This is a genomic window from Streptomyces bikiniensis (assembly GCF_000716625.1).
Classification (GTDB): domain Bacteria; phylum Actinomycetota; class Actinomycetes; order Streptomycetales; family Streptomycetaceae; genus Streptomyces; species Streptomyces bikiniensis.
On record NZ_JNXJ01000057.1, the window covers coordinates 26,479 to 38,205 of the forward strand.

General features: G+C 69.4%; 12 protein-coding genes and 2 pseudogenes. 8 read left to right on the top strand and 6 right to left on the bottom strand.

Features of this window, described 5'->3' with window-relative positions; all coding sequences use genetic code 11:
* Positions 1-116: 116 nt before the first annotated feature.
* Entirely contained in the window at positions 117-839 is a 723-nt protein-coding gene (locus OO47_RS30295; RefSeq protein ID WP_051716376.1) for an FG-GAP repeat domain-containing protein, read from the bottom strand.
* A gap of 21 nt (positions 840-860) precedes the next feature.
* Positions 861-1,313, bottom strand: a complete 453-nt coding sequence (locus OO47_RS30300) for a hypothetical protein (protein WP_051716375.1) — start codon at positions 1,311-1,313, stop codon at positions 861-863.
* 436 nt (positions 1,314-1,749) lie between these two features.
* Between OO47_RS30300 and OO47_RS30305 the strand changes: the two genes are divergently transcribed.
* Positions 1,750-2,256: a TspO/MBR family protein gene (locus OO47_RS30305; protein WP_030222283.1), complete on the top strand. Its 507-nt coding sequence runs from the start codon at positions 1,750-1,752 to the stop codon at positions 2,254-2,256.
* A gap of 144 nt (positions 2,257-2,400) precedes the next feature.
* On the top strand, positions 2,401-3,402 hold the full coding sequence (locus OO47_RS30310; protein WP_030222281.1) for a hypothetical protein: 1,002 nt from the start codon (positions 2,401-2,403) through the stop codon (positions 3,400-3,402).
* A gap of 125 nt (positions 3,403-3,527) precedes the next feature.
* On the opposite strand, the pseudogene OO47_RS30315 reads toward OO47_RS30310, so the two are convergent.
* Positions 3,528-3,737 (bottom strand): annotated as a pseudogene (locus OO47_RS30315) (HNH endonuclease); the annotation flags it as partial.
* Between the two features lie 53 nt (positions 3,738-3,790).
* On the opposite strand from OO47_RS30315, the gene OO47_RS36590 reads away from it, so the two are divergent.
* Positions 3,791-4,870, top strand: a complete 1,080-nt coding sequence (locus tag OO47_RS36590) for a HEAT repeat domain-containing protein (RefSeq protein WP_158708725.1) — start codon at positions 3,791-3,793, stop codon at positions 4,868-4,870.
* A 57-nt stretch (positions 4,871-4,927) separates the two neighbouring features.
* Positions 4,928-5,992, top strand: coding sequence for a hypothetical protein (locus OO47_RS36595; protein WP_158708726.1), 1,065 nt, complete (start codon positions 4,928-4,930; stop codon positions 5,990-5,992).
* A gap of 57 nt (positions 5,993-6,049) precedes the next feature.
* Here OO47_RS36595 and OO47_RS34500 read toward each other — a convergent pair.
* Positions 6,050-6,494, bottom strand: a pseudogene (locus OO47_RS34500) (hypothetical protein).
* 617 nt (positions 6,495-7,111) lie between these two features.
* Here OO47_RS34500 and OO47_RS30330 point away from each other — a divergent pair.
* Positions 7,112-8,050 carry a TIGR04222 domain-containing membrane protein gene (locus tag OO47_RS30330; RefSeq protein ID WP_030222276.1) on the top strand — a complete coding sequence of 313 codons (939 nt, stop codon included), beginning with the start codon at positions 7,112-7,114 and terminating at the stop codon, positions 8,048-8,050.
* A 138-nt stretch (positions 8,051-8,188) separates the two neighbouring features.
* Here the strand turns inward: OO47_RS30330 and OO47_RS30335 are convergent, their stop codons facing one another.
* The gene (locus tag OO47_RS30335) at positions 8,189-8,419 is read right to left on the bottom strand and encodes a hypothetical protein (RefSeq protein ID WP_158708727.1); all 231 of its coding nucleotides are present in this window, start codon (positions 8,417-8,419) and stop codon (positions 8,189-8,191) included.
* 551 nt (positions 8,420-8,970) lie between these two features.
* Between OO47_RS30335 and OO47_RS30340 the strand changes: the two genes are divergently transcribed.
* The 3 genes from OO47_RS30340 to OO47_RS30350 are packed head-to-tail and all read left to right on the top strand — an operon-like array spanning position 8,971 to position 10,885.
* Positions 8,971-9,192 carry a hypothetical protein gene (locus tag OO47_RS30340; protein ID WP_030222271.1) on the top strand — a complete coding sequence of 74 codons (222 nt, stop codon included), beginning with the start codon at positions 8,971-8,973 and terminating at the stop codon, positions 9,190-9,192.
* Positions 9,189-10,091: a sigma-70 family RNA polymerase sigma factor gene (locus OO47_RS30345; protein WP_033210835.1), complete on the top strand. Its 903-nt coding sequence runs from the start codon at positions 9,189-9,191 to the stop codon at positions 10,089-10,091. The genes OO47_RS30340 and OO47_RS30345 overlap by 4 nt, the downstream gene beginning before the upstream one ends.
* Complete coding sequence (locus OO47_RS30350) at positions 10,088-10,885, top strand: hypothetical protein (protein WP_051716372.1); 798 nt, start codon at positions 10,088-10,090, stop codon at positions 10,883-10,885. Before OO47_RS30345 ends, OO47_RS30350 begins: the two co-directional genes overlap by 4 nt.
* Positions 10,886-10,978: 93 nt before the next feature.
* Here OO47_RS30350 and OO47_RS30355 read toward each other — a convergent pair whose 3' ends face one another.
* Positions 10,979-11,599, bottom strand: coding sequence for a hypothetical protein (locus OO47_RS30355; RefSeq protein WP_051736422.1), 621 nt, complete (start codon positions 11,597-11,599; stop codon positions 10,979-10,981).
* Between the last annotated feature and the right edge of the window lie 128 nt (positions 11,600-11,727).

Consider the following 11,727-nt stretch of genomic DNA (forward strand, 5'->3'; position numbering starts at 1 on the left):
CCTCGACTTCATTATGGTCGCTCGTTGTCTATATGTGGGCCGGGCCCCAGGAAATGAGTCCTGGGGCCCGGTGGCTTTGCTTGGGGATCGGTCGTTCAAGCGGCCGTCGTGTCTGGTCAGGGCAGGGTGGGCCAGGCCTTGATGCTGGTGCCGAAGGTGCCCTGGCCGTCGCCCTTGTAGAAGTTGAGGTTGGTGCCCCATCGGCCGAGAAGGTCGGTCTTCTTGTCGCCGTTGTAGTCGCCGGCGTAGATCTTGATGCCGCCCCAGCCGTTGTCGGGCCAGATGTTGACGCCGTTGTTGAGGGTGCCGCTCGCGTTGCCGTCGTAACGCATGAGGTAGCCGTTGGTGGAGACGGCGACGACGTCGTCGCGGGTGTCGGTGTTGATGTCGCCCGTGGTGAGGGTCTTCATGCTCTTCCACGAGGTGTCGGGCCACATCTGGCGCTTCTGCTCAGTGAGCAGGCCGTTGGCGTCGGTGTGGTAGCCGTAGAGGCTGCCGCCACTCCAGACGGCGAGGATGCCGTCACGGCCGGAGGTGTCGACCTTGTAGCGGGCGATCTGGAGCATGCTGCGCCAGTCGAAGGTGTCGGACCACATCTTCTTGGCGGGAGCCAGGGTGCCGTCGCCGTTGTAGTCGCCGGCGACGATGTCGGTGAAGGTTTTCCAGCTGCCGTCGAGCTTCCACAGGAGGCGGCCGTACTCGAAGGTGCCGTCGGCGCGGCCGTAGGCGGAGTGGAGGTTGCCGTCGGCGGTGACGACGGCGATGTCGGAACGGCCGTCCTTGACGGATACCTGGTGCAGATCACCGGCTGATCCAGGCGCCGGGGGCGGAGCGGTCAAGCGCCGCTCCGCCCCCGGCGCTCATCCGGCCCAGAACTGGGCCAGATACCGCTCCACGCCCTGAGGAACGCCGGTGAGGCACGCTTGCGCCGCATTCGCACGCCCCCGGCAGTAGATACGAACGTTCCACTCCATCGGCTCGCGGGGCAAGGCGACCGATTGCGCAGCGGGGCCGCCGGTCACCGACCACAGGCGCAGCTCTCCGGACCGGCATTCGATACGCGCATTCGCGAACTCATCCCACTTGCCATCGGGTTGCGTAGGGACTGCGCTCCAGATTTCGGCGTCGAAGGAAACGGTCTGAGTGTGTCCAGCGCTCGTCAGGTCGATACGGCCGGGCCGCTGGGAGACGAATGGCCCCCGGGTAAAGCCTTCTGGGAACATCGTCGGTAACCACGCGTCGTCGGCGTCCTGCAGGCCAAGGCCGTAGTGATCGACGTGAGCATCGATGTGCTGGGTCTCTAAAAGTGTCACGTCCCCGACCGTAGCGTTCCAAAAGCTCGTGACGCGATCATGTTCGGGACTTCTTGAGTCGTCAGATCATGGGCAGAACCTGGCGTTCTCGCAATTCGCGGCGGTTTGGACTGGAGTCGTACCCTTTGTCACCGAGGATGGCTCCGGGACCCTGTCCTGGGTAGCCGGACGTCGGCGGTGCGGAGGGGGGCGAGCAGACCAGTGTCGTCGAGGTGGTGCAGGATCTTCTCGTGCAGCCCGCCTCCATAGACCAGCACGGGACCAGACCAGGCACCGGTGACGGACGGTCGTCCTGAAGACACCGAACCGCGGTGGCAGAACCCGTAAGGCGCATTCACTGACCCGGGCGGGGGTGAAGGAGGCTCCGCAACCACATCGCATCGATTTCGAGGGGCATCAGGACAGTGTCCTCACCCCTGCAGAAGCGGAGTGCATTATGCCGAACGTGGACCTTTCCCAGACCGGACCCAGGCACCGAGGCTCGCGCTGGCCCGTCCTGCTGGGGCTTCTGGTGGCCTGTTATGCCGTTGCCGTGCTCGGCGGACTGGCTTCTGCGGATGCGGGCGACACCTACAACGCGCTGGACCGGCCGTCCTGGGCCCCGCCCGGATGGCTTTTCGGACCCGTGTGGACCGTGCTGTACGGCACCATCGCCGTTGCCGCGTGGCTGGTCCTGCAAAACCCGCAGAGGCCCGCGCGCACGGCCATGACCTGGTGGTCGGTCCAACTGCTCCTCAACCTCGTCTGGACTCCCCTCTTCTTCGCCGCCGAAGAGTACGGCCTGGCCTTCCTCGACATCTGCCTCCTCCTCGCGGCTCTCCTGACCACGATGGTCCTCTTCACCCGACACCGCATGGCCGCCGCGCTCCTGCTCGTCCCTTACGCACTGTGGGTGACCTTCGCCGCGGCCCTCAATCTCGCCATCTGGCTCTCCAACACCTGACAGACCCGACACCACTGCCCCGCAGCAGCGACTCTCGAGCCATGCCTGACCGATCTGTGGACGACGGCGTTGAACGTCATGCTTTCCCGGACGCCGACGCATCCTCTGTTAAAGCGCCTCGTTGGGCCGGGGGAGGGAGGCGGAGTGGTGTGGGACGTGAAGGTGTTGTCGGCGTTGATCCGCAGCCGGTATCGCGAGGGTGCGAGTCTTGCGGTGGTGGCGCGGGAGCTGGGGGTGTCGAAGGCGACCGTGCGGCGTCATATGCCGGCGCGGGAGCGGCGTGATGCGTCGGCCGCGGCGCGGCAGCGGCACCGCAGCCGGGCGCAGACGCCGTATGAGCGGGCGCTGCGGGCCCAGGTGGTGCGTCTTTACGGTTCGGGGATGTCGCAGCAGCGTGTGGCGGCCACGCTGGGGATCTCGGTCGAGGCGGTGGTGGCCCGCCTCGAACCGGGCCAGCGGCGTTCGCGGCAGGAAGCGGCCCGGCTCGCCGTCGAGCGGCAGGGCGACCTCCTGCCGAAGGAAGAGATCGTCGCCCGGTATGTGGAGGGCGCCACCATGGCCGAGCTCGGCCGGCTCTACGGGGTGCATCCCACCACGATCCGGCGCAGGATCCCCGACGACCTGATCCGCCCCCGGGGCCCCGCCCCGCAGCCCCGGCCTCGAAGGCAGCAGCGCACGCTGGTCGATGAGGAGGTCCGCCGCCGGTATGCGGCGGGGAAGAGCGCCTACGCGCTCGCCCGCGAGTTCGGTGTCTCTCCCCACACCATCCGCACCCGGATCCCCGACACCGACTGGCGCACCCCCACACTCGGGGAAGCCTCCGTCCCATCGCCTCGTCCCGCGCGGCCAAAGACGGGAGGTGTCCGGATGGTGCTGGCGCTTTCGGACGAGGAGATCCTGGCCCGCTACCGGGCCGGACAGTCCGCGACCGCGATCGGCCGTGCGGCCGGCGTGGACTGTCGCACGATCCTGCGCCGCATCCCCGAACACGAGCGACGCGGCCATCTCCAGGCGCAGCGGCTGAACCGGCCGGCCCCTGATGTCGGCGCGGACACGATCCGCGCGCTGCGTGCCCGCGGTCTGACCTGGGAGGCGATCGGCGCCGAGGTGGGGTTGTCGGTGAAGACGGTCCGCGCCCGCGCGTGAACGTCGGGGCTCGCCGGCTCCGGCTTCGGCCGTGTCGCAGCATGCCGCTTTGTCCACGGTGCGCGTCGTGCCCCGTACCCGGTGGCCTCTGGTACGGGGCACGATGCCTTCCCGGAACGGCCGGACTACGGGGCGGGGTTGTAGTGGACGACGGTGGTTTCACAGGCCTCGGCGTACACCTTCAGCGCCTCGGCTTCGGTCTGGTCGACCGTGAGGCTCCATCGCAGTTTCGTGGCGGTCCATTCGCCGATGTAGCGGCAGTGTGCGTCGGGCAGGGGCGGCATCCAGGTGGCGGGGTCCTGGTCGGCCTTGGAGCGGTTGGTGCGTGCGGTGACCATCGAGGTCGGTTCTCCCGGGCGTGTCAGTGCCACCCTGCATAGTGCCGTTCATGATCAACGACTTGGAGAAGACCGACTGGGCGTCCCTGGGACACGCTTACGGGCCGGCCGACGACGTTCCTGGATGGCTGTGGGGCATGGTGTCGCCGGACGCGGAAGTGCGGGAAGAGGCGTTCAGCCGTTTCTATGGCGCCGTGCTGCATCAGGGGAGTGTGTATTCGAGCACGGTGGCCAGTGTGCCGTTCCTGTTCGCGATGGCGGATGACCCGGCGACGCCTGACCGGGCGGCGGTCGTCGCACTGCTGCTCAGCATCGGTCGGGAGGCGGTGGATGCCGAAGAGGTCTACGCCGTTGTCTGCGGCGAGAACGGTGAAGAGTCCACGATCTACCCCGACACCGCGAACCTGATGCGGGCGCATACCGACGCCTTCATCGCCTACGCCACCGACCCCGACCCCCGGGTGCGCAGGGCTTCGATCGAGGGGCTGGGGCTCTTCTTGGAGGACGCCGAACGGGCAGTGGAACTCCTGAAAGAACGCCTCGTGCACGAGAGCGGAGTTGCCGAGCGGGTGCTGGTGGTGCAGACGATGGCGGACCTTGTCCTTCGTCTGCCTGCGGCCGCAGCGCCGGCGAGGGCGTGGTTCGACGCGCTGGCCGACAGCGGCGGCACGGACGCGGACACCCGTCTGGCGGCGCTCGCCCATCGGGCCCGCTGCGCTCCCGATTCCATCGACGACCGGACAGTGCCGGCCGTGATCGGGCTGCTTAACCAGGTCACCCCTGCGCCCCCGCCCGAGCAGGACCCGGCGCCAGACGGCCGGGAGCCCTCACGGCTGTGTGCGTGTGAGACCGGGCCGGAGGGCGACCCGGCTGTTCCCGGGTACGTTGCCGCAGCATTCGACGACCTCGAACGCCACGGCCGGATCCATGCCCCCACCACCCCGCTTCTCAAAGCCCTTCACGAGGCACTGGGCGCACGTTTCGACGACCGGAAGGCGCTATTGACCGAGCAGCTCCGCAGTGCGGATCGGGCCACGCGATACGACGCCATCGACATGGCCCGTCGTCTGATCACCTCCTGGCGGGGTGATCACACCGATCTGGTGCGGCTGATCGGCGACTGCCTGTAGCCGGGCGACTCCTACACCTCCGCGGCAGCGGCCGAAGCCCTCGCAGCCTTGGAGCGCTTGGCCGAACCTGCCCGCGAAGCCCTCGCCGCCTACGTCACCACCCAGCTCACCGAGCACCGGCCCGATGTATGGGCGAGCCCGCACCGCGGGCTGCGCCGTGCGCACCAGCAAGCTGTCGTGGCGCTGGCCGGCCTCAGAGACGAACGAGCCCTGCCCAGCCTGCTGGTCGCACTGGACACCGGCACCGACGCCTGGCGCGCGGTGGCAGTGGCCGGGCGCCTTCCCCAAGCTGCCGCCGAACTCACCCCCAGGCTCATCAGCCGTTTCATCGCCATCGACCCTGACTCCGTCGATTCCTATGGTTTCGGGTTCAATTCCTTCACGATCGCCCTCTCCCAGCTCGGTGACCCGACAGCCGTCCCGGCGCTCACCGACGCCCTGCACAACGCGATCCAGCACAAGCAGTCGCATCTCGCGGAACCCCTCTTGAAGGCGCTCGCCTCGTTCGGTCCCCGTGCCGAAGCCGCTCTGGAACCAGCCCGCCGCCTCAGCGCAGTCGACGACCTCTCTCTGAGGACAGCGGCGCTGTGCGCGGTCTGGGAGATCGGGCGCCACCCCGAGGAGGTAGTGCCGCTGTTGGGCGGGATTCTGGAGAAACGCCGCGCAACGGACGCGATCGACCTCGCCGGCCGGATCGGCCCTGCCGCCATCCCCGTCCTGCCGCGCCTGCGGCAGATCCTCGACGAACAGCTCGCCGAGAACGCACGCAACGAACGGAACGGTTCGAGCGTGCTGAACGACTGGTGGACCATCATCCGCGTCGCGTCAGCGCTGTGGGAGATAGGCGGCGCCGCCCAGACGGACACCGTGCTGCCGGTGCTGCTGGACGCCTGGAAGAACAACGACGCCAGCGCCCACGCCGTCGTCGTGTGCCTCAACCGCATGGGCCCGGCCGCCCACCCCGCCCTGCCCCAAGTCCACGCCGCTCTCGCCCGGCCCCACCGCTACGAGCAGCGGTGGACCGGCTCCGTCGCTCTCGACCTGGAGACCGAGCACACCTGCCGGACCATCCTGGTGCGCCTGAAGGATCATGCGGAGCCCAACCTCACCGAGCAGGCATAAGCACCATCCGGCTGTGTGTGCAGGGCTACGGGGCAGACCCTGCACGCAGTCGGACGGCTACGGTACGGGGTTGTAGTGGACGACGGTGGTTTCGCAGGCCTCGGCGTACACCTTCAGCGCCTCGGCCTCGGTCTGGTCGGCTGTGAGTCCCCAGCGGAGCTTGGTGGTGGTCCATTCGCCGATGTAGCGGCAGTGTGCGTCGGGCAGGGGCGGCATCCAGGTGGCGGGGTCCTGGTCGGCCTTGGAGCGGTTGGTGCGTGCGGTGACCGCCGGTCAGCTTGCAGCCGGCCGCGACGGCCGGTTCCTGGACGGCTTCGGCGAGGAGGACCTCGTTGCGGGTGTTGCAGCCGTCGCCCGCGTCTAGGCCGGTGTTCCAGTGCCGGAAGGAGTCGCGGGTGTAGCCGGTGCGGTCCTCCTCGGCGACGGGGAGCTTGCCGACGGCGTCCTCCAGCGGCAGCACCTCCGGAACAGGCACCCCCACTGCGGTCGCGGCCGCGGCCATGGAGGTGGGGGAGGGGAGGGCGAGCGGGGTCAGGGCGAGGCAGAACGCGGCAGCGCCGCGCAGCAGGTTGGTGATCACGCCCGTAGGCATAGCGGATCCAAGCCCGTAGACACGTCGGACTCGGGCTGCTCATCAACCGCGCGAGGCGCTGGGATTCGCCGGAGAAACGCTCCAGCTCGGCGCGTGCGGGTTCACCCGTGAGGACGAGACCGTACGAGGCCACCTATCACCGGCAGGACTCAGCGCCAGGTGAGGTGATCATAGTTAAGGAGGCGGGTACAGGCTGCCTTCTTGGCCTTGCCTAAGGGCTGTCCTGTAACTCCAGATGCCGCCTGCCAGCGCCCGGTTCGGTCCGTTTAGCCCGGCTCCAGTTGAGGCCACGAGTCGGGGCGCAACTGGACAAGTCGATCTTCCTGTGATGGCTGACCGGCCTTCGCCCTGAGCTACGGGACAGCCCATAGGGGGCGTATTCGGTTGTGATCAGCAGATGGCCCGGGCGAGGTCCTTGAGCCAGATCATCGAAGCACGAAGGTAGAGGCCGGCATCGGCGGCATCCCCTCCAGGGCCGTTTTCTCCCCGGGCGGGCCGGGCATCGACCGGGGGACGCGAAGGGGGACGTGGTGTGGTACGCCGTGTGGGGAGTCGTGGTCGCCGGGTCGGCGGCGGTGTTCGGGTGGCGGTTACGGACGTATCTGCGCAGCCGGCGCCGCTGGCCGCTGATGCCGGTGCGGGAACCCGAGGAGCCGACGCTGTACACCCTCGCCGCGCTCAGCGGTGGTCGGCGGCGGGTAGCCGAGACGGCGCTCGCCGCGTTGTACCTGGCCGGGAGGCTCAAGGTGCCGGTACGCCCGTGCCGGGTGGAGCTGTCGGCGATGCGGCGCCCTCCCGCGGACCCGGTCCAGGCTGCCGCCGTCGCGCTCAAGGAGCGCGGCAGCCGGTACCAGAACGGCAGGGTGCTGCTGGAGCGGGTCACTGGCGTGCCCGACGCGATCCGCGTCGAGGCGGACCTGATCGAGCGCGGCCTGATCGTCGATCAGGAGGCGCGGGCGCGGACCCGGTCAGACCGCTCGGAAGTCGTCATCGTGTCGGTACTGCTCTTCCTCGCCGGCCTGGTGGTGTGCGGCGCGCAGTGGTTGGTTCAGGACCGTTTCCCGCTCCGGTGGGCCGTGGTACACGTCCTGCTGTGGACGGGGGTGTGGCTCGGCCTGTCACGGCTGCCGCTGCCGCGACCAGGTAGTGACGCCTTCCTGACCGGCGCGGGGGAGGCCTTGCGCGCCCGGCTCGCCGCCGACCGGGAGTGGGTGGGCCGGCGGCTGCTGGGGTCGGCCGCCGTCACCGCCACGGCGGCTCCCGTGCTTGCCGATGTGGCACGCACCGGCTCTCATGTCCTGGCCGACCTTCGTCGGGGGCTCGTGGAGCCCGTCTCCTCGGGGTTCTCCCACCCGGAGCCGCGGCAGGCGGCGTCCGGGTCCGGGACGCACATCGGCGACGGCGGGGTCGGCGGTCCTTTGGGCGGCGGGTGCGGGGGATGCGGTGGGTGCGGGGGCGGTTTCTAAGGGCTGTCCCGTAGCTCAGGGCGAGGGCCGGTCGGCCATCACAGGTAGATCGACTTGTCCGGTTGCGCCCCGACTCGTGGCCTCAACTGGAGCCGGGCTAAACGGGCCGAACCGGGCGCTGGCAGGCGGCATCTGGAGTTATGGGGCAGCGCTTAGCGTCTCGGCGATCGCAGGCATTGGCTTGTCCTGCTTGTGGGCCAAGGTCCGCGCGGCCACGGGGTCGGTCTCGGCGACGATCGCCTCCAGTCCGTCGCAGGCCTTCAGCATTGCCGCGTACCCGCGCGTCGTGTCGTTCTGCAGCCATAGCCGACCCAGGCGCTCGCGCACCTGCCCCGGCAGCGTCATCAGGTCCTTGGACAGAGCGAGCACGTACTCGGCCCTCGGGTATGCGGGCTGTGGGGACTGGTTCGAGTCGACGCGGGAGAGCAAGTGGGGGGTCTCGACGAGGAGTGGTCGTCCCGGGCGGACACGTAGGTGTTGTCGGTGCCCTGCGCTACGGTCGTCTTCCCCGTGAGGGGTGCCCCGTTCTCGCCCGGCCTCTATCTCAGGCCGGGCGAGAACGGGCTGGCACGCCCCCCTTGCGTCGGCACGCGGGGACGCGCCTCTTCCGGATGGAAGGGCGACACCAAGGTGTGCTGCCTCCATATGAGGGGGTCCCCAGCGCGAATGCAAGGAAAACCGGGAACTTCGCCCCCACGGCTTACCCGATGTGCTTTACGTGCACAGGAACGGTCATCTCCGGCTCGCCGGCTGACCGTCCGTGTCTTCTAATGTTCCGCGATTCCTTGATCACGTCGCGTGATGCACCCGTCACGGTCCATGCTGATCCTCCCTCAACAGCGGTTCGGCACCCGCCTGTTGAAGGGGTCTCTTCGGCGTGGCCTTCCGGATGGCTGCGACACGACACCAAGGAAGAAGTGATGAGCACGAAACAGATGGCGGCAGCAACGGCGCTGACGCTGATGGTGTTCGGCTGGAGCGTGGTGATGGCGGCGATGGGCCACGCGGCCCTGATCGCCGCCGCGGCTCCGATCCTGGGCCTGACCGTGACCCAGGTCCTGCGCAGCGTCCGCTCGCGGGCCGTCCCGGCCACCGGACACCGTGTGGAGGCGGTGCCCGACAAGGACGGTGGCGCCCCGTGACGACCCTGTTCAGCGCACCGGGCCCGGACCCCGATCCAGTCCCGGTGCGCCCGGGACGCAAGCTGGGGCCCATCGCGGCCACGGTCGGCAGCTCCCACCGAGCCTGGCTGGAACCGATCCGCGAGTACTACCTGTCCAGCGGACGAACCCTCAGCGACCTCAGCTTCCGCATCCTGCTGGCCAAGTCCAAGCTCTCCGAGCTGCTGCGCGGCGTGGGCCACTACCCGCGCTGGGAGGTCATCCACCGCCTGGCCGAGGAGCTGGGCATCCCCGGCTGGCCGCTGCACCGGCTGTGGAAGCAGGCGGCCCTGGACGCCGGCAAGAGCAAGGACTGGGTCGAGCGGTCCACCGACAACACCGTCACCATCGCCCCCATCGGGCCGCCCCTGGAGCACGGCGCGCTGCGCTCGATAGTCGCGGAAGGCTACCTGCGCTACGCCGGGGCCTTCCTGCCCGACCAGGCCCGCGACGCCGCGGTCGAGGACACCTTCGCCATCCTCTGGCTGTCCTTCGGAGACGCTCTCGCCAGCCCCGACACCCGCCGCTTCGCCTGGGAGATCCTGCGCGCCACGGTCAAGGCCAAGGCCGACCACCGTGACCGCCGGCCCCTGCTCGGCGAGGCCGCCTTCGACACCGTCGCACTGCGCGCGCAGACCTCCCTCGAGGGAGAGATGGCGCAGCTGGCCGAGAGCATGGAGCTGTTCGCGGCCATCAGCCGGCTGCCCGAGACCCAGCTCGACGTCATGGTGCTGCGCCGCCTGTGCGGGTTCAGCGCCCAGAAGGTCTCCGACCTCCTCGGCATCCCGCTGGCCTCCGTACGGTCCAACGAACGCCACGCCGAACGATTCCTGGAAGACACCATCGAGCTCCCGCCCCCGACCGGAGGAACCACCCCATGACCATGCTCGACGACATCCTCTCCAGGGCGCTGCTCGTCCACGACCGCGCCGTGCCCCGTGACGCCTTCCCACCCCACAACCCTGAACCGCCCACCCAGCCCCCCGTCACCCCCAGCCGGCCCACGGCCTCCTCGGCGGACGCAGCCGAAGACCTGCGCGCCCTGTGTGAAACCCTGGTGCGCCACACCCCCGCCACCGCGGTCTCCGCCTTCGTCACCGACCAGGTCCCCGAACCCAGCAGCGCCCTGGTCCTGGCCTGCGTCCTGCAGCTGACCGACACCGACGACGGAGCGAGGTTCTGGTGGCAGTACGCCGCCGGCGCCGGCCAGCCGGGCGCCGCCTACTGCCTCTACCTGCACCACCTCGCCCTCGGCGAGACACACACCGCCCGCTGGTGGCACACCCAGACCGACGAGGACAAGCCCTCAACCCGCCAGGTGAACACCACCGTCCGCTGGAACGACGTTCCCGTCGTCCTGCGCCACGAGGACAAGGCCTCCACCGGCACGATCGTCCGCGTCCTGCGCACCCTGGCCCAGCACATCACGCGACCGCGCTCCGCAGTGGTCACCGAACTGATGAACTACATGCCCACCGCCGTCGCCGTCGGCTATCTCCGCGAACCGGACAGCGAACTCCCTCTGCCCGGACCCGCCTTCGCACACAAGATCCAAACCCTGCTCGACGCAGCCGCCGGCCAGCCCGACAGCCCCGGCAAGCAGCCGCCCCCGCGACGGCACACCAACCGGCCCGCACTGACCGCCCAGGAAAGCAACGAGGCCGCAACCCGCTGAACCAGACATATGGACGGCCCGCACCATCTGGTGCGGGCCGTCCATATGTCTGGGCCCACCCACCAGGACTACGACAGGTCAGACGGACAGGGATCAGCTCCAAACAAGGTGTTCGTAGTGCAGGAGGCGGGTGCGGGCGGCCGGTTCGGTCATGCCTAGGGCCTCGGCGAGCGCGGACATCGCCTCGTCGTGCTCGCGGGCCAGGGCCCGGGCGGCCTCGGGACCGGTCTCGGCGACGATCGCCTCCAGCTCCCCGCAGGCCCTGAGCATCGCCGCGTACCCGCGCGCCGGATCCTCCTCCAGCCACAACCGATCCAGCCGCTCACGCACCTGCCCCAGCAGCGCCACCAAGTCCCCGGGCAGCGCCACCGCGCGCCCGGCGACCTCGTCGAGGTGCGCCTTCCAGTCCGCGTACGGGCCCGAGGTGTCGTAGGCGTCAGGGTCGTCGTCCTCGCGGACTGTCTCCCAGTCGATCGGGTACGTCTTCGCCCCGCGCCAGCCGCACGCGCACCGGCCCCGCATCGACACCGCGGTGGGCCGGCGGAAGGTGCCGTCGTAGTGCCACCAGTCGCTCGACTCGTGGAAGGTGGCGCCGCTGCCCAGGTCGAAGAGGACCGGCTTCGGCTCGCTGCCGTCGGCCAGCAGCACCCCGACCATGCCCTCGTGCGACTCGAACCCCGCTCGCTGCCACCCGCTGCGCTCCCCGTACATCACGAACTTCTCCTCCGCCTCGACGCCAGCGCCCCACGCACGGCGCCCGGGACTTCCCCGAACCACAATGCGGCCCGGCCCCCGGCCCCCGCAGCCGGATCGTGACATATTCCACAGGCAGGTGTAGTGCG

Coding starts and splice junctions, on each gene's coding strand:
- OO47_RS30305 (WP_030222283.1), top strand. CDS start 1,750: ATGCCGAACGTGGACCTTTCCCAGACCGGACCCAGGCACCGAGGCTCG.
- OO47_RS36590 (WP_158708725.1), top strand. CDS start 3,791: ATGATCAACGACTTGGAGAAGACCGACTGGGCGTCCCTGGGACACGCT.
- OO47_RS30340 (WP_030222271.1), top strand. CDS start 8,971: ATGAGCACGAAACAGATGGCGGCAGCAACGGCGCTGACGCTGATGGTG.
- OO47_RS30350 (WP_051716372.1), top strand. CDS start 10,088: ATGACCATGCTCGACGACATCCTCTCCAGGGCGCTGCTCGTCCACGAC.